Annotated in this window: 25 protein-coding genes and 1 tRNA gene; 19 read left to right on the top strand and 7 right to left on the bottom strand. The window is 64.8% G+C overall.

The genetic code is table 11. From position 1 onward, the window contains the following. Positions 1–111: 111 nt before the first annotated feature. Positions 112–606 carry an Hsp20/alpha crystallin family protein gene (locus ACT17R_RS08810; RefSeq protein WP_444809293.1) on the bottom strand — a complete coding sequence of 165 codons (495 nt, stop codon included), beginning with the start codon at positions 604–606 and terminating at the stop codon, positions 112–114. A gap of 494 nt (positions 607–1,100) precedes the next feature. Between ACT17R_RS08810 and ACT17R_RS08805 the strand changes: the two genes are divergently transcribed. The 6 genes from ACT17R_RS08805 to ACT17R_RS08780 all read left to right on the top strand — a co-directional run bounded on the left by ACT17R_RS08805 (position 1,101) and on the right by ACT17R_RS08780 (position 7,572). Further along, the gene (locus ACT17R_RS08805) at positions 1,101–1,757 is read left to right on the top strand and encodes a BON domain-containing protein (RefSeq protein WP_444809292.1); all 657 of its coding nucleotides are present in this window, start codon (positions 1,101–1,103) and stop codon (positions 1,755–1,757) included. A 132-nt stretch (positions 1,758–1,889) separates the two neighbouring features. Beyond that, positions 1,890–2,696, top strand: coding sequence for a universal stress protein (locus tag ACT17R_RS08800; RefSeq protein WP_444809291.1), 807 nt, complete (start codon positions 1,890–1,892; stop codon positions 2,694–2,696). 142 nt (positions 2,697–2,838) lie between these two features. Beyond that, entirely contained in the window at positions 2,839–3,237 is a 399-nt protein-coding gene (locus ACT17R_RS08795; RefSeq protein WP_444809290.1) for a response regulator, read from the top strand. A gap of 290 nt (positions 3,238–3,527) precedes the next feature. Next, positions 3,528–4,328 (top strand): universal stress protein, encoded by an 801-nt coding sequence (locus tag ACT17R_RS08790; protein WP_444809289.1) that lies wholly within the window; start codon positions 3,528–3,530, stop codon positions 4,326–4,328. Positions 4,329–4,496: 168 nt separating this feature from the next. Beyond that, a complete protein-coding gene (locus ACT17R_RS08785; protein WP_444809288.1) occupies positions 4,497–4,916 on the top strand; it encodes a universal stress protein in 420 nt (139 codons plus the stop codon). A 28-nt stretch (positions 4,917–4,944) separates the two neighbouring features. Further along, a complete protein-coding gene (locus ACT17R_RS08780) occupies positions 4,945–7,572 on the top strand; it encodes a cation-translocating P-type ATPase (RefSeq protein WP_444809287.1) in 2,628 nt (875 codons plus the stop codon). Here ACT17R_RS08780 and trxC read toward each other — a convergent pair. After that, positions 7,520–7,960: a thioredoxin TrxC gene (gene trxC, locus ACT17R_RS08775; protein ID WP_444809286.1), complete on the bottom strand. Its 441-nt coding sequence runs from the start codon at positions 7,958–7,960 to the stop codon at positions 7,520–7,522. The genes ACT17R_RS08780 and trxC overlap by 53 nt on opposite strands. 394 nt (positions 7,961–8,354) lie before the next feature. On the opposite strand from trxC, the gene ACT17R_RS08770 reads away from it, so the two are divergent. The 13 genes from ACT17R_RS08770 (at position 8,355) to ACT17R_RS08710 (ending at position 20,224) form a co-directional block, all read left to right on the top strand. Continuing rightward, entirely contained in the window at positions 8,355–8,576 is a 222-nt protein-coding gene (locus tag ACT17R_RS08770; protein ID WP_444809285.1) for a hypothetical protein, read from the top strand. Further along, a complete protein-coding gene (locus tag ACT17R_RS08765; RefSeq protein WP_444809284.1) occupies positions 8,573–9,301 on the top strand; it encodes an ABC transporter ATP-binding protein in 729 nt (242 codons plus the stop codon). The genes ACT17R_RS08770 and ACT17R_RS08765 overlap by 4 nt, the downstream gene beginning before the upstream one ends. Then, positions 9,295–11,661: an ABC transporter permease gene (locus ACT17R_RS08760; protein WP_444809283.1), complete on the top strand. Its 2,367-nt coding sequence runs from the start codon at positions 9,295–9,297 to the stop codon at positions 11,659–11,661. Before ACT17R_RS08765 ends, ACT17R_RS08760 begins: the two co-directional genes overlap by 7 nt. Then, a complete protein-coding gene (locus ACT17R_RS08755) occupies positions 11,658–12,812 on the top strand; it encodes an efflux RND transporter periplasmic adaptor subunit (RefSeq protein ID WP_444809282.1) in 1,155 nt (384 codons plus the stop codon). Before ACT17R_RS08760 ends, ACT17R_RS08755 begins: the two co-directional genes overlap by 4 nt. A 365-nt stretch (positions 12,813–13,177) precedes the next feature. Beyond that, positions 13,178–13,732, top strand: coding sequence for a GNAT family N-acetyltransferase (locus ACT17R_RS08750; protein ID WP_444809281.1), 555 nt, complete (start codon positions 13,178–13,180; stop codon positions 13,730–13,732). A 96-nt stretch (positions 13,733–13,828) separates the two neighbouring features. After that, a complete protein-coding gene (locus tag ACT17R_RS08745; RefSeq protein ID WP_444809280.1) occupies positions 13,829–14,821 on the top strand; it encodes a zinc-dependent alcohol dehydrogenase family protein in 993 nt (330 codons plus the stop codon). A 76-nt stretch (positions 14,822–14,897) separates the two neighbouring features. Further along, entirely contained in the window at positions 14,898–15,137 is a 240-nt protein-coding gene (locus ACT17R_RS08740; protein WP_444809279.1) for a hypothetical protein, read from the top strand. 99 nt (positions 15,138–15,236) lie between these two features. Continuing rightward, complete coding sequence (locus ACT17R_RS08735) at positions 15,237–15,416, top strand: hypothetical protein (RefSeq protein ID WP_444809278.1); 180 nt, start codon at positions 15,237–15,239, stop codon at positions 15,414–15,416. 205 nt (positions 15,417–15,621) lie between these two features. Next, on the top strand, positions 15,622–15,768 hold the full coding sequence (locus ACT17R_RS08730) for a hypothetical protein (RefSeq protein ID WP_444809277.1): 147 nt from the start codon (positions 15,622–15,624) through the stop codon (positions 15,766–15,768). Further along, positions 15,761–16,774 carry a putrescine carbamoyltransferase gene (gene ptcA / locus ACT17R_RS08725; protein WP_444809276.1) on the top strand — a complete coding sequence of 338 codons (1,014 nt, stop codon included), beginning with the start codon at positions 15,761–15,763 and terminating at the stop codon, positions 16,772–16,774. Before ACT17R_RS08730 ends, ptcA begins: the two co-directional genes overlap by 8 nt. A gap of 15 nt (positions 16,775–16,789) precedes the next feature. Further along, complete coding sequence (locus tag ACT17R_RS08720; RefSeq protein WP_444809275.1) at positions 16,790–18,205, top strand: APC family permease; 1,416 nt, start codon at positions 16,790–16,792, stop codon at positions 18,203–18,205. After that, a complete protein-coding gene (aguA, locus tag ACT17R_RS08715; RefSeq protein WP_444809274.1) occupies positions 18,198–19,322 on the top strand; it encodes an agmatine deiminase in 1,125 nt (374 codons plus the stop codon). Before ACT17R_RS08720 ends, aguA begins: the two co-directional genes overlap by 8 nt. A 2-nt stretch (positions 19,323–19,324) precedes the next feature. Then, a complete protein-coding gene (locus ACT17R_RS08710) occupies positions 19,325–20,224 on the top strand; it encodes a carbamate kinase (RefSeq protein WP_444809273.1) in 900 nt (299 codons plus the stop codon). Between the two features lie 250 nt (positions 20,225–20,474). Here ACT17R_RS08710 and ACT17R_RS08705 read toward each other — a convergent pair whose 3' ends face one another. The 5 genes from ACT17R_RS08705 to ACT17R_RS08685 form a co-directional block, all read right to left on the bottom strand. Further along, the gene (locus ACT17R_RS08705) at positions 20,475–21,086 is read right to left on the bottom strand and encodes a murein L,D-transpeptidase catalytic domain family protein (RefSeq protein ID WP_062901327.1); all 612 of its coding nucleotides are present in this window, start codon (positions 21,084–21,086) and stop codon (positions 20,475–20,477) included. 198 nt (positions 21,087–21,284) lie between these two features. Beyond that, positions 21,285–21,360 (bottom strand) — tRNA-Glu (locus tag ACT17R_RS08700). A gap of 91 nt (positions 21,361–21,451) precedes the next feature. Continuing rightward, positions 21,452–23,221, bottom strand: a complete 1,770-nt coding sequence (recJ, locus tag ACT17R_RS08695; protein WP_444809272.1) for a single-stranded-DNA-specific exonuclease RecJ — start codon at positions 23,219–23,221, stop codon at positions 21,452–21,454. Further along, positions 23,218–24,759, bottom strand: coding sequence for a PH domain-containing protein (locus ACT17R_RS08690; RefSeq protein WP_444809271.1), 1,542 nt, complete (start codon positions 24,757–24,759; stop codon positions 23,218–23,220). The genes recJ and ACT17R_RS08690 overlap by 4 nt, the downstream gene beginning before the upstream one ends. Further along, entirely contained in the window at positions 24,756–25,286 is a 531-nt protein-coding gene (locus ACT17R_RS08685) for a PH domain-containing protein (RefSeq protein WP_062901330.1), read from the bottom strand. The genes ACT17R_RS08690 and ACT17R_RS08685 overlap by 4 nt, the downstream gene beginning before the upstream one ends. Positions 25,287–25,305: the final 19 nt, after the last annotated feature.

Genomic DNA, 25,305 nt, shown 5'->3' with positions numbered 1-25,305 from the left:
GGCGGACGCTTTTCCTCGCACAGATGATCTCCTCAGTTGCCAAGGTTGCGGGTGTCCGGGGCCGACGCTGAGCGGTTGCCGACGGACGCAATCCGCCGACCACCGCCATTATCAGTTCTCGATCTTGATCTTGCGGACGGGCTTTCGGGCGCCCGCGTCCTTTCCGATTTCCAGCGTCAGCAAACCGTGCTTGAACCTCGCCTTGACCTTGGCCTCGTCGACATCGACCGGCAGCGAAATCTGGCGCTCGAAATGGCCGTGCCGGCGCTCATTGATAAGGCAGCCTTCCTCCTGGCGCTTCGTCGATTCGCGCTTCTCGGCGGAGATCGTCAAGATTCCGTCGGCGATTTCGATCTTGACGTCCTTCTCGGTGAGTCCCGGAAGTTCGGCCGAGAGCCGATAGATGTCGCCGGCGTCGGTCAGCTCGATCGCGGGCTTGGGGATCACGAAGCGGGGGACGAAACTCAGAAGGCTGCGGCCCGGTTTGCCCATTTCGTCGATGAACCGGTCGACTTCGGCTCGAAACCAGTCGAGGGCACCAAATTCCGCGGGGACCGGTGTCGGCGCGGTGCTTTTCTCCGCAGGGGCGGGGCTCATTTCGTTCATGAAAACTCTCCTGAAGCAAGGCTTTGGATTCGCCGCACGCATTGCCCGCGCGGTCGCGCACTCAGCGACGTGCCACCGAAGTGCCGCCTGTGGGATACCGCGGCCGCAGCGGCAGGCTGAATCGGGGAAGCTACGTAGGGAGCGACGTCGGCGTCGCGAGTTCGAACCCTTACGGACTATTGCGAATTGGTCCCGTCTGCCCGGACGATCAGATTGGCGATCACTTGGCAAAGCGCATGCGGCGGGTCTCGAGAATCGCCGTGCTCAGGCTTGGGGAGGAAGCGCATCAATCAAATTCGATGCGGGTCTTCGGGGCATGCTCGCATGCGGCTTTGCCAAGCCGATCTCTGGATACAGCCGCGCATCCGATTTCGGATCGGGGCGGCTGTCGACAGGGACGAGCGCCGCGGGGAGGCGATTGCGACCCCGGCTCCTCGCGGCGCTGTTGCTCCCCCACGGTGCGCCCCCACCCTTTCGCGATGCAAAGGAGACGAATGATGAAGAAAACTGACAGCCAATTGCAGCATGACGTTCTGGCCGAACTCGAATGGGAGCCCGCTGTCGACCATGCCGACATCGGCGTCGCGGTGAACGATGGGGTCGTGACCCTCTCGGGCTATGTCAAGAGCTTCGCCGAAAAGCTCGCGGCCGAGAAAGCCGTTCGCCGCATCACCGGCGTCAAGGCGATCGCGGAGGAGATCAAGGTGCGCCTCGCCTCCGATAGAAAAATTGCGGACCATGAAATCGCCAGGCGGATTGTCGACATGATCGCGTGGACGGCGTCGATCCCGGACGACAAGGTGAAGGTGAAGGTCGAGCATGGCTGGGTCACGCTCAGCGGGACGGTCGACTGGTATTTCCAGAGCATGGAGGCGCGCAAGGCGGTCGCCAGGATTTCGGGCGTCGTCGGAGTGACCAACCTGATCGAGGTCAAACCGCTGCCCGCGCCCGCCGACGTCAAGAGCCGCATCGTGTCGGCGTTCAAACGGCAGGCCGATCTTGACGCCGCCGCGGTCACTGTCACCACCGACGGCGGCACGGTCAAGCTCAGCGGAAAGGTCCACGCCTGGAACGAACGCAGCATCGCCGAGCGCGCCGCATGGTCGGCCCCGGGCGTGACAAAGGTCGTGGATTTTCTCTCGATCGCTTGACGAGCCTCCGGCCCCAGCGGGCCCTTTGCGGCCGCTCCGCTCGCGGAGCGGCCGCTTTCTATCCGTATCATTGCGCATATCGGGTGATGCCTGCGCTTCTTAATGTCGGAACCATCCCGAAGGAGATGGCTCATGAAAAATATTCTGTTGCTGGTGCATCATGACGCTGGCCAGGAAGCACGACTGCAGGCGGCGCTTGACATTACGCGCGCGCTCGGCGGCCATCTCGCCTGCATCGATGTCACCCCTTATCCGGTCGTCGCCGGCAATACGGTCATGGGGTATAGCGAAAGCGTCGTCCTGTTCGACGAGCGCGACAGCGAGGCAAAAAACAAGGCGGCGCTGACCGCCCGCCTTTCGCACGAGGATGTCAGCTGGAGCTGGGCCGACACGATGGGCGAAATGGCAGCCTCGGTCCTCGACGCCGCCGACCTTGCCGATCTCATCATCCTCAATCGCGCCCTCGATGGCTATCCGCTCCCGAACATGCGCGACATCACGAGCCGCATCGTCGAACGCACCAATGCTGCGGTCCTCGCGGTCCCCGAGGCCTTCGAACGCTTCGCTTTCGACCGCGCGCTCGTGGCGTGGGACGGCGGGCGCTCGGCAGCCGCGGCCCTGCGCGCCGCCGTGCCGCTTCTCTCCCTCGCCAGCGACGTTGAAATCTTCATGGCGCGGGAAGGGGATGACGAAGATTTGCGGAGCGAACCCGAAAAGGCGGCGACATATCTTTCACGCCACGGGATTCACGCCGCGGTGAAGATTGTCGAAAAGTCAGAAAGCCGGGCCAATGCCTCGATCGCCAAGGAGAGCGATGCATGGTGTGCAGACTATATCGTGATGGGCGCATACGGTCGCGGCCGACTGCGCGAGACCTTCGGCGGCGTAACCAAACGGATGTTGAGTGACAGCAAGTTGCCGCTTTTCCTCGCCCACTGATCGTCCGCAGGACATCGAGGGGCTCGGCAATGAACCTCGCTCCACCTTGGCGGCGCGGCAAGTTCACCTTGCTCGCCTTGGACTGCATGAGCAATTTACAATACTCGATGCGCCAGCTCGACTTATGCCAGAATCGCCGATCATGACCGATCCAACGCTTCATGACAGTTCCAGTGACCGGTGCGTTCTGATTGTCGAGGACGATCCAGCCACGCGGCGATCGCTTTTGTTGCTCTTGACGGGCCGCGGCTTCCTCGCAGTGGCTTTCCCAAGCATGGCGCAAGCGCTGGCTTATGCCGCCGAGCAACCACCCGCCTGCCTCGTCGCCGACTATCGACTGGAGGATGGTGACGGCATCGCATTGCTGGAATCGATGCGCGGCAGCGGCTGGACTGGTCCGGCTATCCTCATCTCCGCCTACCGCTCGCTCGAACTGTCCGATCGGGCCAAGGCATCGGGTTTCGAGGAGATTTTCGACAAACCCCTTCGCGAACATGCCCTTGTCGATGCGGTGGGTCGACTGGTCAGCGGCGGCAGGTGATCGCTAACAGCGGAGACGACCAAGTTCTATCTCCTTCGGCCAACCGAGGGCGCTAAAATGCCTGTTTTGCGGCGAGCGTCGGGCGATCCCGTGCCGCCACGGCGCATCCGGTCCCGATCTTGTATTGACGCTCGCAAAGCCGGACAAGTCTCTCGATTTCGCGTTTTCGGCGCACCGTGGAATCTCGCGCGAGAGCAGATATTGTTTGGGCAAGGCGCGAGTCCGTAGCATTGCTGATAGCGCTCCTCTCCCGCCAGCCCCACCATCACCGGCATTGACCGGAGATGATCATGAAATCCATACTGCTGCTGGTCCATGAGGATGAAGGCCAGGATGCGCGGCTTGAGGCTGCGCTCTGCATCGCGCGTGCGCTGGATGCCCATCTTAATTGCATCGAAGTGAAGCCGCGCACGACCATTGCGAGCGAATTATATGTCGGCCTCGGCGAAACATCGATGCTGGCCGTAGGAACCGACGGCGACGAAGCGAACGGGGTCGCGGTTCGGGACCGGCTTTCGCGGGAAGATGTCGCTTGGAGCTGGACAGAGGTGCAGGGCGATATCGCGAATTGCGCGATCGCGGCGGCAAGGCTTGCCGACCTCGTTATTCTCAACCGCACGCTCGACGAGCACGGGGTTCCAGACATGCCGGCGATCATCACCAAGCTTCTCGAACATCAATGCGCTCCGATCGTCGCGGTCCCGCCGGCGCAGGAGCGTTTCGAGTTCGATCGCGCGCTGGTCGCGTGGGATGGGCGGTCGTCTGCGGCCGCGGCGCTTCGCGCCAGTGTTCCGCTCCTCGCGCTGGCTAAACAGATAGAGCTGTTCACCGTGGGAGATATAGCGGGTGGAGATGTTCCGGCCGAAGAGGCAATGGCGTATCTCGCGCAATACGGCCTGCGAGGCGAAATCCGGCGCATCCGCGACGGCAGTTCGAAGCTTGCGCCGCGCATCAACGCCGAGTGCGAAAGATGGCACGCCGACTATGTCGTGATGGGCGCCTTTGGCCGCGGAGCCTGGCGCGAGACTTTCGGCGGTGTGACGCGGAGCCTTCTCAAGACAAGTCCCGTGCCGCTGATATTATGTCATTAGTCCGGAGAAAGCCGACCCGGCCAACCCCGCCCCGTCCCAGACCGATCGTCTTGTCAGCGCTCGATACGTAGTCTTCCCTACGGCGCGCGGCTTGCCTTTTTCCTAGCTTCGGCGTGAGCGGGGCCATTCGCTGGAAAGGAATCGCCTCGCACATAGAGGAGGACGCCCTTGTTTCGCAGCATATTGGTTATCGTCGATCCCGACCGGCGCGCTGAAGCCACGAGACTGCTGGAGGTTGCCGCCGAACTTCGCCGCAGCTTTGATGCCACGCTGACGCTTGCGACCGTGATGTCCGAATGGAGCGTGATGCTCCGCGCCGAGCGCTCGGTCGGCGCGTCGGGGCTATTCGAGGCCGCCGAAGCTCGGCTTGCCGCGCTGGCGCATTCGGTCGCGGCGGTGGAAGAAGCTCGTTACCTCGTCGAGACGGGCCGAGCCCATCGCGGCATATTGAACGCTGCGGCAAGCGTGAGCGCGGACGTCATCCTGCTGTCTTCTCCTGCCCCCAAATGGCAGGACAGGCTTTTCGGCACGACAGCCATGCGGGTGGCACGAAATTCTTTATCTTCGGTCTTCATCATCCGTGATTGATCGAGCGCCGGATGCGGACGGCTCTGATATGGTGGTCGAAGCCGACGCCGAAGCGACCAACGGCCTCAGCGAAAGCGAGGCGCAGGCGCGGCTCGCGGCGGAAGGCCCGAACGAATTCGCGCGTGAAGGACGGCGAACCACCGCGCGCATAGTGATCGAAGTCCTGCGCGAGCCGATGCTCGCGCTGCTTGTTGCCGGCGGCCTCGTTTATTTCGCTCTCGGCGATCTCAGGGAGGCCATGATCCTCACCCTTCTCGCGGGGCTTTCGATTGGGATCACCGTCATCCAGGAATCGCGTAGCGAAAGAGCGCTTGAAGCCCTGCGCGATCTCGCGAGTCCGCGCGCGCTCGTCATCCGTGGCGGCGTTCGGCGGCGCATTCCTGGACGCGAAGTTGTGCGCGGCGACAGGCTCGTTCTCGCCGAGGGAGACAGGGTCCCGGCCGATGGCTGGCTGGTCGAAGCGCATGGCTTATCCGTCGACGAGTCGCTCCTCACCGGCGAATCTGTCGCTGTCCGGAAATCCAGTGCCACCGCGCCCTTTCCCCTCGCGGCGCCTCGCCCCGGCGGCGACATGCTACCCTATGTCTATTCGGGATCGCTGGTGGTGGGCGGCAGCGGCCTGTGCGCCGTGCAGGCGACCGGCGCGCTGAGCGAGATCGGCCGCATCGGGCAGTCGCTCGCCAGCTTCGAGATCGAGACGCCCCGCCTTTACCGTCAGACGCGGCGTCTCGTGTTGCTGTTTGCGGCCGGCGGGATCGGCGCGAGCTTGCTCGCGGTGATGCTCTACGGGTTGCTGCGCGACAACTGGCTCGAAGGCGCGCTAGCCGGAATCGCGCTCGGGATGGCGATGCTGCCGGAGGAATTTCCCGTGGTGCTCGCAGTTTTCATGGCCATGGGCGCGATGCGTCTATCGCGGGTGCGTGTGCTTGCGCGCCGAGCCGCGGCAATCGAGACACTCGGATCGACGACGGTCCTGTGCACCGACAAGACAGGGACATTGACGCAGAACCGCATGGCGATCACCCAATTGCGCCTGCCCGATGGACGCAGCTTCGATCTTCGACGGGGCGAAGCGATGCCCACCGATTTCCGGTCGATGGTAACGCTTGGCGCATTGGCAAGCGCGCCCGAGCCCGTCGACCCGATGGAGATCGCCTTCGACGAACTCCAATCACACAGCGACGCGGGCGAGCTTGCACCGCAACGCACCGAGGCGTGGCGACTGCGTCAGCGCTATCCGCTGGATCCCGCATTGCTGGCCGTGTCGCATCTGTGGGAAACGGGGGGCAGCGAGCAAATGGTCGCCGCGAAGGGGGCGCCCGAAGCAATCGCCGGATTATGCCGTCTCGAATCGCACGATCATGCGGCGTTGTGCGATATGGCTGATGCCATGGCGACCGAGGGCCTGCGCGTTCTGGGCGTCGCGGAGGCGCGATGGACGGGGTCGACACCCCCGGCCAATCCGCGCGAATTCGGCTTTGTCTTTCGCGGACTTGTCGGTTTTGAGGATCCGCTGCGTCCTTCGGTTCCCGCCGCGATGGCGCAATGTCGCAGCGCCGGCATCCATGTGGTGATGATTACCGGCGATTATCCCGAAACCGCGCGCGCGATCGCGCAGGAGGCGGGCATCGCACAAGGCGAGGTGGTTACGGGTCCGATGCTCGCGGCGATGGACGACGCCGAACTCGCCAGGGCCCTCCAACGGGTGACGGTCTTTGCGCGGATCATGCCCGAGCAAAAGCTGCGCATTGTCACCGCCTTCAAAGCGGCGGGTGCGGTCGTCGGCATGACCGGTGACGGCGTCAATGATGCCCCCTCGCTCAAGGCTGCACATATCGGGATCGCCATGGGCGGGCGCGGTACCGATGTCGCGCGCGAGGCGTCGTCGCTCGTGCTGCTCGACGATGATTTCGGGTCGATCGTCACCGCGATCCGCGTGGGCCGGCGCATATTCGACAATCTGCGCAAGGCGACCGCGTTCATCATCGCCGTGCATATCCCGATCGCTGGTCTGGCGCTCGCACCCTTGCTCTTCGGCTTGCCTATCCTGCTCGCCCCCATCCATATCGCCTTGCTCGAGATGGTCATCGACCCTGTCTGCTCGCTGGTTTTCGAATCCGAGATTGAAGAGGATGACATCATGCGGCGTCCACCGCGCCACCCAGACAGCGTGCTCATGCCGCGCGCGATGCTCGGCTGGTCGTTCGGTCAGGGCATGATTGCGGTCGGGGCGATCGCCGTGCTGCTGTCCTGGGGATGGACGGCAGGTATCGGGGAAAACCAGCTGCGCAGCCTCGCCTATCTTGCGCTGGTGGCGATCGTTCTTGGACTCGTGCTCGTCAACCGATCCTTTTCCTCCTCGCTGGTGCGCGCAGTAACGCGCCCGAACCGCGCCCTTGTCGCGGTCGCCGCCTCCGTCACTCTGCTCCTCCTGGCGGCCCAATTTGTTCAGCCCGTCGCCGAATTGCTGTCGTTCGCACCGCTCAATCTTTCCGAGGCGGCCGCGCTGGCGGTAACCGTCTTACTCGTCCTGTTGCTGCTTGAAGCCCTCAAGCGGCTCTTGAACGCCGGACGCGGCGGCAGAACAACCGGCCTGGAGCAGATCAGCTTGTCGCGGCCGCGCGCGCCCACTGAACCAGCGAAGCACGATCCATAACGCCCGACTGCCGCGCCACCTCGCGACCGCCGGATACGACCATGAGTGTCGGTATCGACCGTATCGCATAGCGATGAGCCAGCGTCGGTTCCGCCTCGGTATCGATCTTGACGAGACGGAAGCCGGGCTCGAGATCGCGCGCTGCGGCGGCGAAGGCCGGAGCCATCGCCTTGCATGGGCCGCACCATTCGGCCCAGAAATCGACGAGCACCGGCAGGGTGCCGGTGCCGATCAGCCGGTCGAAACGACCGGCGTCGAGAGCAAGCGGCTGGCCTTCGAACAGCGCCGCCTTGCAACGGCCGCAGCGCGGTGCATCGCCCAGCCGCGCGCGCGGAACGCGGTTCGCGGCATCGCATGCCGGACAGATCAGGATCTCGGGTTCGCTCATTGCAGCTGTTTGCGCCAGGCTTCTATGGTTTGTCCAACAGGAATGCTGTGCAAGCGGCGTCCGGAGCCAGGCAGGGCCCGTCCAGCTCGACAGACAGGTAGGCCGCAACCGGCCCTCAATCGATATGCTCGTCCTCCATCAGGTGCGGAGTTTGGGGCTCGCCCCCGATTTGCCGAAATATGCGAACATGCTTATGGCCTGCGGCACGCGCAATCTCGCCGGGACCGACGCTGACAGAAATGCGCCAGCCCCACCGATACGTATTAGTCCTGATTCGGGGCGGGCGGGCCAACTGCTAGCGCGATTGCATGCTGGCCGCTGCAAACTTCGAAACCGGCGATCGCCTCCGCGCCCGACGGGCCGATAGCGGTGCGACCGGGAGATTGGGCTTATTGTGCCGGGGGTCGATCCGGCGCGCGGGCGCCCGGCGATCATCGTCAACGACCTCGTGTCGAGCGGATCGCCCCTGATCGCTTTTGCTGCGCGGCGGCGCGATGCCGGCATCGCGCCGTCCCGCGCCGCCGATTCCGTATCCGCGCGCCTGGCAGCGATCCCTTTCGTTCCCGTGCTCGGCGATGCGGCCCGGGCGCTGGGCTGGATGGACGGCGCGCGATGAGCAGCGAGATTTGCGATAGCGCGCCGCCAGCCTTTCGCTGCGCAGATCTCGCCAAAATCTATCGGAGCGGCGAGACCGAGGTTCAGGCGCTCCGCGGCGTCGACCTCGTCATTCCCGCTGGCGAGATTCTGATACTTCTCGGTCCTTCGGGAAGCGGCAAGTCGACGCTGCTCAACATCCTCGGGGGACTCGATCGCCCGACCTCGGGCAGCCTCTATTATCGTGATCTCGACCTTGCCGCGATGGACGAGACCGAACTGACCCGTTTCCGGCGCGCCAACGTCGGATTCATCTTCCAATTCTACAATCTGATCCCGAGCCTCACGGCCGAGGAGAATGTCCGGCTTGTCACGGATATTGCCGAAAAGCCGATGGGCGCCGCCGACGCGCTTGCCCTCGTCGGTCTCGCGAATCGCCGTGACCATTATCCCGCGCAGCTGTCGGGCGGGGAACAGCAGCGAGTCGCAGTCGCGCGCGCGATCGCCAAGCAGCCCGGTGTGCTGCTGTGCGACGAGCCGACGGGCGCGCTCGATAGCAGCACCGGTATCCAGGTGCTCGAAACGCTGGCCGAGGCCAACCGGACGCTCGGGAGTACGGTTGTCATCATCACGCACAATGTCGGCATCGCCGCCATGGCGCACCGCGTCTTCCACTTCCTTGACGGGCGCATCGCACGCGTCGAAGTCAATGACGCTCCGATCGATCCCGCGGAAATTTCGTGGTGAAGGCGCTCGACCTAAAACTGGTGCGCGACCTGTGGCGCATGCGCGGCCAGGTGATGGCGATCGCGCTGGTTCTCGCAGCGGCGAGCGCAACCTTCGTCCTTTCGCTCGGCGTTCACCGCTCGCTCACCGAGACGCGCGATGCCTATTATGCCCAGAGCGCTTTCGCCGACATTTTTGCCGACATGACGCGCGCACCGCAAAGCATCGTCGCGCGCGTCGCCAAAATCCCCGGCATCCGGCGCGCCGAAGGTTCGATCCGTCAATATGCGACGCTCGTGCTTCCGGAACGCAGCGCACCCGCGCGTGCGCTCATCAACTCGCTGAGCGACAGAGAGAGCACCGTGCTCAACCGTCTGACATTGCGCGCCGGCCGGCTCCCCGATCGAGACCGGCCGGGAGAAGTCGTCGCGGACGAAGCCTTCGTCAAAGCGAACGGCTTTGCGCTCGGTGCGCGTCTCGACGCGGTCATCTACGGCCGCAAGCAACCATTGACCATTGTCGGAATCGGCCTTTCGCCCGATTATATCTATTCGATCGCACCGGGCGATCTTATCCCCGACAACAGTCGCTTTGGTATCTTCTGGATGAGCGAGAAGTCGCTCGAGGCGGCCACCGGCCGTAGCGGAGCAATCAACCGCATCACGCTGACGGTCGAGCGGGGAGCATCGGAAGCCGATATAATCCGCCGCCTCGATCTCTTGCTCGCCCCCTATGGCGGCACTGGAGCCTATGGCCGTGCCGACCATATCAGTCACGCCTTTCTCGACAATGAGCTCATGCAGCTCGAGGCGATGACCCGCGTCATTCCGCCGGTGTTCCTGATCGTATCGACCTTCCTCGTCTATATTGTGCTGGGACGCATGATCCGCACCGAGCGAACGCTGATCGGCCTCATCAAGGCTTTCGGCTACCCAGACCGGGCAATCGCTTGGCATTACCTTAAATTTGCGCTCGTGACAGCGCTCGTCGCGACCCTGATCGGTTCGCTCGCCGGCATCTGGATGGGGCGCGGGATGACGAGCCTCTATGCGGAATATTACCGCTTTCCCATTTTGCGCTATCATATCTCGCCCGCTGTCTTCGTCGGCGCCGCCATACTCGCCGCCGGCTCGGCGGGTCTCGGCGCGCTTGGCGGAATGCGCGCCGCGGTCCAGCTGAGTCCGGCGGTCGCAATGGCCCCGCCGCCTCCCCCGGTCTATCGCAGCGGCGCCGTCGAACGCATCGGCCGGCTGGCGGGCCTTTCGGTCATTGGCCATATGATCCTGCGTCACATTGCCCGCTGGCCTGCGCGTTCGGCGATGACCATCTTTGGCGTGGCGCTGTCGATGGGCCTGCTTTTCGCAACGATGCAATTTCTCGATTCGAGCCGGGCGATGCTCGATTCCTATTTCTTCCGATCGCAGCGCCACGATCTCATCGTGACCTTCACCGAGCCGCGCGGTCCCGATGCGGTTTTTGCGCTCGCGCAGGTCCCCGGCGTTTTGCGTGCCGAAGCGACCCGTGCGATCGCGGTGAAACTGCGCTCCAAAAACCGGGCCGAACGGACCGCGATCGAGGCGGCACCTGCCCGATCGCAGCTTCTGGCGCACATCGATCGCAACGGCCACGAAATCGCGCTGCCGCCAGCGGGTCTGATGCTGAGCCGGCAGCTCGCCGACCAGCTTGGCGTGCGCGCCGGCGACACTGTCGATCTCGAAATGCTCGGCGGACGGCGTACCCAGCTTCGCATACCGGTTGCGACGATCGTCGATGAATTTGTCGGCGCTCGCGCCTATGCCAGCGAAGCGACGCTCGATCGCATCGCGCGCGACGCCGCCCCCGTGGGAGCCGCGCTGCTCCGTATCGATCCTGCGGCACGCGAGAGCATATTGAACGCCCTGAAGGGCATGCCCGCCGTGCTTGGCGTTACCGAGCGCGACGCGGCGCTGCGATTGTTTGAGCGGATGATCGACGATAATCTTTTCACGATGCTCTTTTTCTATATCGGCTTCGCCTCGGCGATCACCGTGGGCGTCGTCTACAACAGCGCCCGCATCCTTTTCTCCGAGCGCGCGCACGAGCTCGCGACGCTGCGCGTCCTCGGCTACCATCGCCGCGAAGTCGCCCTCATCCTTCTCGGCGAGCTCGCACTGCTCGTGGTTGCCGCCGTGCCGGTCGGCTGCCTGATCGGCTATTGGATGGCCCAGCTGATGACCGCAATGTTTAGTTCGGACCTGTTTCGTCTGCCTTTTGCGCCCGCCAGATCGACCTATGGCTATGCGATCCTAGTCGTCCTCGCCGCGGCGATGGCGACCGCAGCGCTCGTCGCGCGGCGCGTCCTGGGGCTCGACATGATAAGGGTTTTGAAGGCGCGCGAATGATGAAACAGATGCTCAAACGCTGGCGTTGGCCCCTTGTCGTCGCAATCCTCCTGCTCGCGGGCCTCGCCTTTGCTTTCTGGCCGTCGCCGCAGCCCGTGGACACGGCCAGGATAACCCGCGGCGCAATGGCTGTCGGCGTGACCGACGATGGCGTGACCCGCGCCGAGGAATATTATGTCGTTGCGGCGCCGGTAAGCGGGTATCTCTCGCGTATCGAACTCGAAGCGGGCGACCGCGTGGTGAAGGGCGCGCTGATCGCGAGGATGACCGGACGACCGGCCGCACCCCTCGACCCGCGCATCCGCAAAGAGCTGGAGGCGTCGCTCGCCGCCGCGCTTGCTGCAACGCGAGGTGCCGAGGTGTCGCTCGCGCAGGCGAAGAGCGAACTCACCCGCGCCGAAGCGCTCGCGGTCCGCGGCTTCCTTGCGAAGGCGCAGTTAGAAGCCGCCCGGACGCGCGTGGCGAGCGGACAGGCCTTGCTTGCACAAAATCGCAGTGAAGCCGCCCGGCTTCGCGCCGCCTTGTCGCAGCCTCCCGGTGGCGCGAAAATCGGCGTGCCCGTCCGCGCACCCGCGGCGGGGCAGGTGCTTTCCGTGATCACCGAAAGCGAAGGCGTTATTCTTGAAGGCACGCCGCTGGTGACGATCGGCGATCCCCACAAGATCGAGCTGGTCGTCGACCTCTTGTCACGCGAAGCCGTGCGCGTGAAACCGGGCGACCAGGTAGAAGTGACACAATGGGGTGGGACGCGACCACTTATTGGCCATGTCGCACGGGTCGAACCCTTCGGCCGGCTGAAGATCTCTGCGCTCGGCGTCGAGGAGCAGCGGGTCAATGTCATCATCCGTTTCGACGATTTATCGGCCCAGCAAGCGGCACGTCTCGGTCACGGTTATCAGGTCGATGCAACGATCATCCGGTGGAGCCGCCCCGACGCCGTGCGCGTGCCGATCGGAGCTCTCTTCCGCGGCGCCGATGGCGAGTGGCGGGTCTTCGTGGTTGCGCGAGGACGCGCTGCAGAGCGCGCTATCGAGGTCGGCCAGATGAACGATCTATACGGCGAAGTACTTCGCGGCCTCCGCGAAGGCGAAATAGTCGCGATCAATCCCTCCGCCTCTCTTAGCAGCGGGACCCGCGTCAGGAGCCGGTAATCCCGGCAGTCTGCGAGCGTAGAGGCGCGCCTTGGATTCGATCGAACGCGCAAGTCCGCTTTCGCCGGGCCATGCTTCAAGGCCCTGCGGCGCCGAGCCGGCGATGGACGTCGAAATCGACCTGACGGCTTACGCAACATTACGGAATGCGCGCGCCAAGTGACGCGCTAGACTGCAGACTATTGGAGGATCAGGATGATGACATCCCGCATAATCGCACCCCGGCGGACGCGCTGCTCGCGCGACCCTGACGCGACGATTCACGCTGACCGTGCGAGGGTCGGCGAGGCAAATCGTCGTATCGTGGGAACACTGACGCTCGGTGTGAAGCGGGCCAAAACAATGGCTCACCGGGAACCTATATCATGATCGGCCGATCGCTTGACGCGACACTCTCCGAAGCAGGCGAGACCCCTCTCACCACGCGCAGTGGCTTCGAAATAGCGCTTCGCCCGGTGCGGCCGGAGGATGCCGCAATTCTCGACGCCTTCTATGACGCGTTGGCGCCCGACGACATGCGGTACCGCTTTCTGAGCGCACAATCGCACCTCTCGACAGCGCAGCTCGCCGCGCTGGTCGAGGTCGATCATCGCCACCGCGAGCATCTTCTCGCCTTCGAGCGTGCCGGCGGCAAGCTCATCGCGACGCTGCTCCTCGCGGCCGACGACCGGTTCGAAAATGCCGAGGTCGCGATTTCGGTTGCGCCGGCCTGTAAGGGGCGCGGAGTCGGCTGGAGCCTGCTTCATCATGCGATCGACCTTGCACGCGAGCGCGGCATCGCACGCCTCCGGTCGATCGAGAGCCGTGCCAATTGCGACGCGATCGAAATCGAGCGCACGCTGGGGTTCAAGTCAAGCGACTATGAAGGCGATGCGACGCTCGCTTTGCTCGAAATCGATTTGCGCCGGCAAGCCGGTTAACCGCTGCCCGCGGACTGGGCGATCCCCGGCTATCGCAGCCTTATTCGCGCGGCCGAGCGACACGGGCAGGAAGTGATCAGCGGGAAAGCTCGGGCGATGGCGCAGATGATGATCGCAATGCAGCTCGATGCGCCCGGCGAACCGCTGCGGCGCGTCGAACGGCCGCTGCCCGATCCCGGCCCCGGCGAAATTCGTGTGGCCGTGACAGCCTGCGGGGTCTGCCGCACCGACCTCCATGTCGCGGAGGGAGACATTCGCGGTCCCCTTCCCATCGTGCCGGGTCACGAGATCGTCGGCCGCATCGATGCGATGGGCGCCGGCGCCGGTCCATTTCGCCTTGGCGACCGGGTGGGCATCGCCTGGCTTGCCGGTACCTGCGGGACGTGCAGCTATTGTCGCGGCGGCCGGGAGAATCTTTGCGATCATGCGGTTTTCACCGGCTTTTCACGCGATGGCGGCTTCGCTTCGCACTGCATCACGGACGCGCGTTACTGCTTTCCTTTACCCGGTGCTTTCGATGATCTGCACGCAGCCCCGCTGCTTTGCGCCGGCCTGATCGGCTACCGCGCCTATCGCCTGGCGGGCGACGGCAAATCCATCGGACTTTATGGCTTTGGCGCGGCCGCCCATATTCTCGCGCAGCTCGCGCTCGCCGAAGACCGCACCGTCTTTGCATTCACGCGCGAAGGCGACGGCGACGGACAGGCATTCGCACGGCATCTCGGGTGCGAGTGGGCCGGAAGTTCGATCGAGGCGCCGCCCGAACCGCTCGACGCGGCGATCATCTTCGCGCCGGCCGGCGCGCTGGTCCCCGAGGCGCTCCGGCATGTCCGCAAGGGAGGCCGGGTCGTTTGCGCGGGCATCCACATGTCCGACATACCCTCCTTCCCCTATGCCGATTTGTGGGGAGAACGATCGATCCTCTCGGTCGCCAATCTCACGCGCGCCGATGGCGCGCAATTCCTCGCGCTTGCGGCGCAATACTCGATCGAAACGCATGTCACGCCTCTCCCGCTCGACCGGGCGAACACGGCGCTTGATCTGCTGCGCTCGGGAAAGGTGGAAGGCGCACTCGTTCTTCATCCCTGACCAGCGATCAGGCCAGGCAGCATGGCGACCCGCACAGGGAATTCCCTTATGGCGCAGCGCACCTCCCTCCGCCCAGATGCCGCTTGCGATCAAGACCAAGGAGGGGCGTCTCATGCTGTCAGCACCAATACATTCGGCGGCCTTGCCGATCCGCCATCCCGAATGCCCGGAAGGCGAACCTTTGGAACGGCCCGACAAGCACTCGCCCGAGCGTCCCGTTCCGTCAACCGATCCCCAGCCCCTCCGCGCGCCGCCCGAAACTCCGGTCCTGCCCGACAGTCACCCCGAAGATACGCCAATCGAAGCCCCGGATTGATAGCTTGCCGACCCGGCGGACCGGGTCCACCTACTGCGGCATCTACGTATTTTTCGGTTCGCCTGCGGATTTAGGATTGCCAAAGCAAAGGAGGCAATCATGACAATGGAACATTTGTCGAAAGTGACCGATCATATCGACATTCCCCGGCGGACGCGCAAGAGGCTGCGGCGGATCTCGAAGTCGCCGACCGCGCGGTCGGTCGCCGCTCTCGTTCCCCTGCTCACAATCGGGGTTGTGGCCGCGCGAATTCTGGCAGGCCGGCGCTCGTCGCGTTAAAACTCCAGCAGGCGGGCATCACCTTCGCTGCAGCTCGCAGCCATCGATAAACGAACGGAGAATGGAGGGTTCGATGGCACGTTTCGGCGGCATTTGTTGACGCCCGAAACCCGCGTCGCCGCTAAAGCCTATACGTGCAATTGCGGATTCTCCATCGCCCGAAATTCCATGAGTGATCCCAACGCAATATTTCCGGGAACTGCTTATGATGATCAGCAAGGATATCGCAGCTCAACGCAAAGGCGGCTGGCGCTTGCGGCGATTTCATTTTGCAGCGCGCGGCGCATCCTTTTTGGCCGACATCGTCCTCGACACGCTTCCGTTTGCCTTCCGAGCTACGGTCCATGTCTGAACCGCTCCGGCATTTCATCGATACGCAGGATTTCTCCCGCGAGGAACTGCTGCGGATCATCGACCTGATCGGCCTGCTGAAGGAAGCGGACAAGGATGGCGCCTGCCCGAAGTTGCTCACGGGCGCCTCGCTCGGCATGATCTTCGAGGAACCGTCGACCCGCACCCGCGTCTCGTTCGAAGTCGCAATGACCAAATTGGGCGGGCACGCGCTCTATCTCAAGCCCGGCGAAATTCACCTGGGCGCGCGCGAAAGCACGGGCGACACCGCGCAGGTAATCAGCCGAATGGTCGATGTGATCGAGGCGCGCACGCTGAAGCATCAGACCGTCCTCGATCTCGCGGCCCATGCCACCGTGCCCGTCATCAACGGGCTGACCGACTATAATCATCCCACGCAGGTGATGTGCGATCTCTTCACGATGATCGAGCATGCTCCCCCCGGCAAGACGCTTGCCGAACTCAAGATCGTATTCGTCGGCGACGCAACCAATGTCTGCTCGTCGTTGATGATGATGTGCACCCGGATGGGGATGCATTTCACCCACGCCGCACCAAGACGCTATCAGGCACCCGACGCCTGGCAAGCGATCGCCCGCGCCAATATCGCGCAAAGCGGCGGTGCGCTTACCGTCACCGACGATGTGGTCTCGGCGGTGCGCGATGCCGACTTCATCTATACCGACTTGTGGTGGTGGATCGGTCAGGAAAATGAGATTCCCGATCGCAAAGCGGCTTTCATGCCCGAGTATCAGGTCAACGACGCCTTGCTGGCCCGCGCGCCTTCGCACGCCAAATTCATGCACTGCCTGCCCGCGTCGCGCGGCGTCGAAGTGACCGATGCGGTGATGGACGGGCCGCGCTCGATCATCTTCGATCAGGCGGAAAACCGTCTGCACGCCGAGAAGGGCCTCCTCGTCCATTTCATGCACCCACGGCTGAAAACGCCTTCGCCCGAGCTCGCCTCCTATCATCGGGGTCGGATCGAAAGCTTCCTCAGCGTCTGAGTAAAGGAGGCCGCCATGGCCACGACCGTCGCCCCCGTTACCGCCCGACCGCGCTTCCGCAGGGTGCTGCGGCGCCTCGACATGACGCTGTTCACCGTCTGCGCGATCCTGATCGTGGATCAGCTGGCGGCATCTGCCGCGATCGGGGTCCAGTCGATCTTCTGGTGGGTGTTGACCTTGATCCTCTTCTTCATCCCTTATGGGTTGATCACATCGGAGCTCGGCAGCGCCTATCCGGAGGAAGGCGGCATCTATGCCTGGGTCCGACGCGCCTATGGCCAGCGATGGGCCGGGCGGACGGCGTGGCTCTGGTGGGTCAACGTCGCTTTCTGGATGCCGTCGGTCTATATCCTGTTCGCGGGGCTGCTCGCCGAGCTCGTCGCGCCGGACATGCGTCTCACCACGAAGCTGCTCATCACGCTGGGCCTTACCTGGCTCACGGTGGGGATCAGCATCGTCACGCTGAACCTCGGCAAATGGGTGCCGAACGTCGGCGCCGTCTTCAAGGCGGTCATCATGCTCTCGATCGGCCTTGGTGGCATCGCCTTTGCTGCTCGGCATGGCGTCGCGAACGAATTCAATCTGCAGGCGCTAAGCCCAAGCTGGGGGGCCAGCCTCGCCTTCCTTCCGGTGATCGTCTATAATTTCCTCGGCTTTGAACTGATGTCGGGCGCGGGCGAGGAGATGGAGAATCCGGCGCGCGACGTGCCGCGCGCGATCATCTCTTCCGGTCTGCTCATTTCCTTCTTCTATATCCTCGCGACCCTCGGCATCCTACTCGCCCTGCCGGTAGAGCAGATCGGACTTATCGAAGGATTGCCGGATACGTTCGGCCAGCTTTTCGGGAGCGGTCCCGGTGGCAGCACGATCGTGACGATCCTCATCATGATGGCGCTCTACACCTTCGTCGCCAATATGGTCACCTGGACGATCGGCGCCAATCGCTCGGCCGCGGAAGCAGCGCAGCGCGGCGACCTGCCCGAAATCTTCGCCAGAATGCATTCCCGCTTCCAGACCCCGGTAAGCGCCGCGATCCTGACCGGCATCATCGCGTCCGCCGTGCTTATTCTTTACGCGCTCCTGGCATCGAGCGCAGAGGATTTGTTCTGGACGATCTTTGCTTTCTCCTCGGTGGTCTTTCTGCTGCCTTACTTCCTGTTGTTCCTGTCGTTCCTCAAACTGCGCCGCGCGGACCCCGACACTCCGCGACCCTATCGCGTGCCTGGCGGGCACGGAACCGCAGCGGCGCTGAGTGCGATCTGTATGCTGTTCATCGCGCAGGCCGTTGTGTTTTTCATTTACCAGCCGGGCGCCTTCGACCCGAGCTACGCGCTCGCAGTCGGCGGCGGCACGCTGCTGACCCTGCTCGTCGGCGAAGTCATGGTGCGTGTCGGCACGCGCCCGGTCTCCGAAGCGCCAGCGAATGGCTAGGGTGCTTCTGACCACGCCGCGGTCCGATGGCTTTCGCATGCCTGCCGAGTGGGAACCCCATAGCGGTTGCTGGATGCTGTGGCCCGAGCGATCCGACAACTGGCGGAGAGGCGCCAAACCCGCGCAGCACGCCTTTGCGGCGGTGGCCGCAGCAATTGCCCAGGGCGAGCCCGTGACGGTCTGTGTCTCGCCCGCCCAATATGTGATTGCCCGCGAGATGCTCGATCCCGCGATCCGCGTCGTCGAGATGACGAGCAACGACAGCTGGATTCGCGACTGCGGACCAACCTTCGTAGTCGACGACAAGGGCGCAGTGCGCGGCATCGACTGGAAATTCAATGCCTGGGGCGGGCTCGACGATGGGCTCTATTTCCCATGGGACCAGGACGACCTCGTTGGCGAGAAGGTCCTCGAACTCGAGCGCGACGATCGCTACGCTCCTGATTTCGTCCTCGAGGGCGGGTCGATCGATGTCGATGGCGAGGGCACGGTTATTACAACCGAAGAATGCCTGCTCAACGCGAACCGCAACCCGAACCTTGGCCGTGCGGACATCGAGCGGATGCTGCGCGACTATCTGAATGTCGACTCCGTGCTCTGGCTGCCCAAAGGTGTGTATCTCGACGAGACGGACGGGCATATCGACAATTTCTGCCGCTTCGTCGCGCCGGGCGAGGTGGTGCTGACCTGGACCGACGACGCCGCCGATCCGCAACATGCGATTTCCGCCGAGGCGTTCGACCTGCTCGCCTCGATGCGCGACGCGAAAGGTCGCGCGCTCAAGATTCACAAGCTGCACCAACCGAGCCCCGTGCTGATCACCGCCGAGGAGGCCGCCGAGGTCGATCATGTCCCTGGCACTCTGCCTCGACAGGCGGGCGACCGGCTCGCAGCTTCCTATGTCAATTTCTATATCGCCAACAATGCGATCGTCATGCCCGTCTACGGCGATCCGCAGGACGCACGGGCCCGGCAGACGCTGGCTGCACTCTTCCCTACGCGCCATATTATCACCCTCCCCGGTCGCGAGATCTTGCTCGGCGGCGGCAACGTCCATTGCATTACCCAGCAGGAGCCTCGCGGGCGGCCCAAAGACGTCGGCAAGCGAGGCGCCTAGCCATGCGCCTTGTTATCGCACTGGGCGGCAACGCCCTGCTCAAAAGGCGAGAAAACCCGACTGCAGCCAACCAGCGAAGCAACATGCGGTCCGCGGCAGCGGCACTAGCGCGGGCCTGCGCCGGCAAGGAGGTGGCGATCGTCCATGGCAACGGGCCGCAGGTGGGGCTGCTCGCGCTTACAGCCGCAGCCTATACGGCGGTGGCTCCCTACCCGCTCGACGTGTTGAACGCCGAATCGCAGGGAATGATCGGCTATGTCGTCGCGCAGGAATTGCGAAATGCCGTTGCGCCGCGCGGGGTCGTCTGCCTTCTGACGCAAACGCTGATCGACGCGTCCGACCCGGCGTTCGAACGCCCGACCAAGCCTATCGGGCCGGTCTATGCCTCGCTCGAAGAGGGGCGGCGCAGCTCGCCGCCCGACTGGATCTTTGCGGCCGAAGGCAGTGGCTATCGCCGCGTCGTTCCCTCACCACGTCCCACCGGCGTCGTGGAATTCAGCGAGATCGAGCGCTTGGTCCGCGACGGGGTCGTAACGATCTGCGGCGGCGGCGGCGGCATACCGGTTATCCGCAGGCAAGGCCGTCTCGAAGGTGTCGAGGCGGTGATTGACAAGGACTTCACCGCAGCTTTGCTGGCGATCGAACTCGACGCCGACCGCCTTATCATTCTCACCGACGTCGGTGCCGTCCAGGCCGACTGGGGGCAGCCGACCCAGCGCCCGATCGCGACGATCAGCGCATCCGGATTTTCCGCCGACGATCTGGCCGAAGGGTCGATGCGGCCGAAGGTCGAGGCGGCTGTCCGGTTCGTCGAGGCGACCGGGCGATCGGCGGTGATCGGCGCCCTCTCCGATGTCGCCGCGGTGGTTGGCGGGCATGCCGGAACCACCATATGTCGGTGACGCTCGAGCGCCGTATCCGGCGAACCGGCAAATCCGCGCGCCAACTTGGGGGTGAGCCGAGCGCGAAGCGTGCGCCGCCCGCGTTCAAGCCTGATCGTCATTATCGGCGGCTGGACATCGCACAGATCATTCCGCCAGGCTCCTTTGGCACAGCATAAGCGCACAAGTCAGCCACAGGCGCGGACATTACAGCTCTGCCGCGACAAGGGACGGTAGCTATTCTCCTCAGCGATACGGCGCGCGCGGGTGCCTATAATTTTGCCGCATAGATCATCCGGCCTGGTCCGAGACGCTCAAGCACCTGCGCGATATCCGCCTTTGCCACTGCCAAACAGCCCTCACTTCGTCCGAGTTTGCCATCACGCGCGATCGCGGGCGAGACATAGCCCGCTGCGTGAATGACGATATGGCGAACCTCGGCATTGCTGTTCTCAGGGTCGAGGCCGATGAGCCGGCGCGATCGCCCATGCTTGCCGTAATAATCCTCGCCGACGAGATATGCCCCACCCGACGAAGCGGCCGACCCGGGCGCATTGGACAAACGGCGCACCCAGCCGCTGTGATCGGGATCCGATCCGCGACCGTGCGCAACGAGATGGCTAAAGTGCCTGCCGCTCATCAAATCGAGGATGTGAAAGCGGGGGACGTGAGAGGCCCGGGTGAAATCGACGAGACCCACGACGTCGCGGTACCTAATCGCGCCTCGATGTCGGTCGAGCGCATCCAATGCACGCCGTAAAAGGCGGGGATCCGGATTTTCGCTCAATGCAGGAAGCGCTGCAAGACCTTTGGACGTTGGCCCGAAGAAGCTCAGGGCCAGTGCGCCGCCACCGCCAAGTAGGTGGCGCCTGGAAAGTGCCATAATTTTCTATCGACCCATCTTACCACGATTGACGCAAGAAGTGGGCGCTTGCGAGGCGCAATTCCAGATAGGTACTAACCCTATACGTGCTCGCCGGGCGGGGGTTCATCGATCCTGCGCCCGCATCGCCGGGCAGTTCAAGCTCGTGATTTATCTTCGCGACGGCGAAGCTGAGCACCGGACGCGCCTTTCCGCCGATGGTGACCCCTACGGGACTCGAACCCGTGTTTTCGCCGTGAAAGGGCGACGTCCTAGACCGCTAGACGAAGGGGCCGTCGTTCGGTGAAGCGGCGCCTTAGACGGGCCCGTCGGTGCGGTCAAGCCGTGGTGGCGGCGCGTGCGCAAAAATATTGCGCCGCGCGGTTTCATTCTGCCCAGGCGGCGTCCTCGAGATGGAGTTCAGCGGCGGGGCGGCTGCCCCAATCGTCGCGCTTTGCGCGCCCCGCCAGCCACAGCTTGCGCGCACCGCGCGCATGGAGCAGCGTTTGGCCCAGTTCGGTTTCGGCGCTGCGAAAAGCGATCGCCTTGAACCGCGCACCATCGTCGCCGGCGACGATCAGCCGCAGATGGTCAGTGCCGACTACCCCCGATTCGACGATTCGCACCGGCCCCGTGGCAACGCGCGGCGCGGGCCAGCCGGCGCCGTAGGGACCGGCGCTCTCGATCGCTTCGCACCACAAGGGATTGATCCCGCGCGGCGCGAGCACCGCGTCAATCAGCAGCGACCTGTCGCCGCTCGCCCGCTCGACATCGGCGGCCAGCCGCTCGTTCAGAAAGGCGCCGAGCGCATCGACCCGCGCGCGCTCGACCGTCAGCCCCGCGGCCATCGCATGTCCGCCGCCCGCGACGAGCAGCCCCGTCTCCTTGGCGGCCAGAATAGCGGCGCCCAGATCGACGCCCGAGATCGAGCGCCCCGATCCCTTGCCGACGCCATCCTCGTCGAACGCGATGACGATCGCCGGGCGGTGCAGCTTCTCCTTGAGCCGCCCCGCGACGATACCGATGACGCCGGGATGCCAGCCGTCGCCCGCGACGATCGCCACCGGCGCGTTGGCGGTCGCGCCGCTCGCCTCGATCGCGGCGTCGAGCACCGCCGCCTCGATCGCGCGGCGCTCCTCGTTGAGCCGGCACAGCTCCTGCGCGATGTCCGCGGCTTCCTGCGGGTCGCCGGTGGTCAGCAGCCGGACGCCGAGGTCGGATTTGCCGACGCGCCCGCCGGCGTTGATGCGCGGCCCCAACGCAAAGCCCATGTCGCTCGCCGTCGGGGGCTTGGTCAGCCGCGCCGCGTCCATCAGCGCCGCCATGCCGATATTGCCGCGCCGCGCCATCACCTTCAGCCCCTGCGTGACGAGCGCACGGTTGAAACCGGTGAGCCGCGCGACATCAGCGACGGTGCCGAGCGCGACGAGGTCGAGCAACTCGATCAGCTGCGGTTCGGGGCGGCTGCCGAAGAAACCGCGCGCGCGCAGCGTACGGAGCAGCGCCGCGCCGAGCAGGAAGGCGACGCCGACCGCGGCAAGATTGCCGTGCGCGGCCGCATCGGGCGCTTCGTCGAGGCGGTTGGGATTCACCACGGCAAAAGCCTGCGGCAGCGTGGTCGCGCATTGGTGATGGTCGACGACGATCACCTCGACCCCCGCGGCCTTCGCCTCGGCGATCGCGTCGAACGCCTGCGCACCGCAATCGACGGTGACGACGAGCCGCGACCCCGCCGCGCCGATGCGCACCAGCGCGGCACCCGAGGGGCCATAGCCTTCCATCAGCCGGTCGGGGATATAAGCGCCCACCGGCACATCGAGCGCGCGAAGCAGGCGGACGAGCAGCGCCGCCGATGTCGCGCCATCGACGTCATAATCGCCGAAGATGGTTACCCCCTCGCGCGCCTCGACCGCATCGGCGAGCCGCGCCGCGGCGGCATCCATGTCGCGGAACAGCGAGGGGTCGGGCATGAAACCGCGCAGGGTCGGAACGCGCTGGCGGTCGAGGTCGTCGCGCGCGACGCCGCGCGCGAGCAGCAATTGGGTGACGAGATCGTCGGGTGCAAGGCTTTCGCCGCCCATTTCGGCGCTGGTGCGGCGCCAATGCCACGGCTGGCCGAGGATCGAGCGAGTGATACCGAGGGCGACCGTAGTCATGCCGCCGTTCCTGCCTGGAGGATGCGTGCGCGTAAATCCCGCGCGGCGGCGAGCGGGATGGCGGGGATTTCATGCGCGCCGAGCGCGCTGCCGCCGGGCACGCCGAAAACGAGGGTTGCAAGGCCGAGCGGGCGGAGGAGGAAATCGGTCTTGATATCGACGCTCTGCACCGACGCGTGCGGCAGCAGCGTCGTCTTCGGCTTCCACCAGCCGCGGCGAATCACCACCATCTCGCCAAGGTCGGTCCACAGATGAAAGCGCGTCGCGAACAGCGCCCCGGCCGCGAGCAGGGGAGCAGCGATCAGGCCGAGCCAGCCGACCGCATTGCCCAGAATCAGCGCGATGGTTCCGCCGGTCGCCGCCGCGACCGCGCCGATCACCGGACCGATGGCGATGATGCGGTGGCTGTGTTGCCACGTCTCGCCGGGGCCGGGGCGCGGCATCGCAACCTCGGCGAGCACCCGGTCGATTTCGGCGAGTCGGCCGAAGGGGACGACCTGATGGTCGGGTTCCTTCGCACCGTCGCTCGCCAGGCTTTGCAGGCGCAGTTCGTGCCAGCCGAAGCGCTGTCGCAGCCAGCCGGTGACAAGGATCGCCGCCTGCACGCGCTTGACCGGCATCGCCACGTCGGTGCGCGTCGTCAGCCCACGCGTGCGGCGCAGCGCACGCGGTTCGCGCACGAGACGAAAGCCCCAGTTGGCGAAGACCATCATCGCGATCCCGCTCGCAAAGCCGATGACGAGCAGCGACAGGAGCGCGCCGATACCGGCGACCCAGCGATGCGCGAGCACCCAATTGTCGAGGCCATAGCCTTCGGCCAGATCGACCCAGTCGACGGGGTTGAAGACGTTGAAATCGAACGGCAGCAGATTGTCAAACAGCTGCATCGACGCGCCGACAACCGCGAGCGCGGCGAGCGAGAAGTTGAACAGGCCCGCGACGAGCAGCCGGCGCGGATCCATTGCGAAGAGCAGCCGGTCCTCCGCGGCATCGCCGCCGCCTTCGATTGCGACGCCCGAGGGATCGGCAACCTGCGTGTCGGCGGCATCGCTGCGCCAGGCGCGGATCGCGCCGCGCAGCGCCTGCGCTTCGTCGAACCCGATGGCATCGAGATCGCCGTCGCCTTCCTTGCCGCCGCCCGCGCCGGTTTCGAAATCGACCTTGGCGATGCCCAGCGCGCGCGCGATCAGCCCCTGTTCGATACTGACGTCCTGGATGCGGTCGAAGGGGATGGTGCGGTGCTGGCGCGCGAACACTCCGCTTTCGATCACCACCGCATCATCGGTCACGGCATAGCGGAAGCGCAGCCAGGCAGCGATCGCGACGAGCAGCGACAACAGCAGAAAGGCGAGCAGCGCGGGAACGACATAGGCCCATTTGCCCGCAAAGCCGATCGCCGCCAGCGCGGGCAGAAAATTGAGCGAACGCGGGCCGAGCTTGACGATCGCCAGCGCCAGCGTCGCCGGGTGCAGGCGCTGCCAGTCGGGTTCGACATCGGCCGCCCGCGCGGGCGCCGCGGCAGGTTCGCCCTCGCTCATGCGAAGTCGGTCTGGATGTGGTGGCGGATCGTCTCGCGCATCGCGGCGGCGAGATCGGACCGCAGGCCAGGCAGCGTCACCGTGCTGTTGTGCGTCCCCGAGGTATGGACGACAAGGTGCGACAGGCCGAACCATCGCTCGATCGGCCCCTGCCCGACGTCGATGTGCTGGACGCGCACGAAGGGGACGATGGTGTCGGTGCGGAACATCCAGCCGCGCGCGACGCGCAATTGCCCCGTGCCGATGTGATAGCCCCACCGCTGCATCCGGCGCGACGGCAGCATGACGATGACGAGGAGCGCGACCAGCCAGGCCAGCGCGGTGAGCAGGCCGAACGGGCCGCCAATGCTGCGGATCAGCAGCGCGTCGGCGACGCTCGCGCCGATCGCCAGCGGGACGGCGTTGAGCGCCGCGGCGATACGCAGAACGTGGCGATAGGCGGGATCGACCGGGTCGAGCCCCTCCACCGCGTTGAGCGCATCGGGTGCGAAAGGGTCGATGGGCGGCGCGGCGTCGGTATCGGTCATTGCCCTTCGTTAAGCGCAG

This window comes from Sphingopyxis sp. Q841, assembly GCF_052384365.1.
Classification (GTDB): domain Bacteria; phylum Pseudomonadota; class Alphaproteobacteria; order Sphingomonadales; family Sphingomonadaceae; genus Sphingopyxis; species Sphingopyxis terrae_A.
Note: the sequence above shows the minus strand (reverse complement) of the source record. Positions and strands in the feature narration are given on the sequence as shown.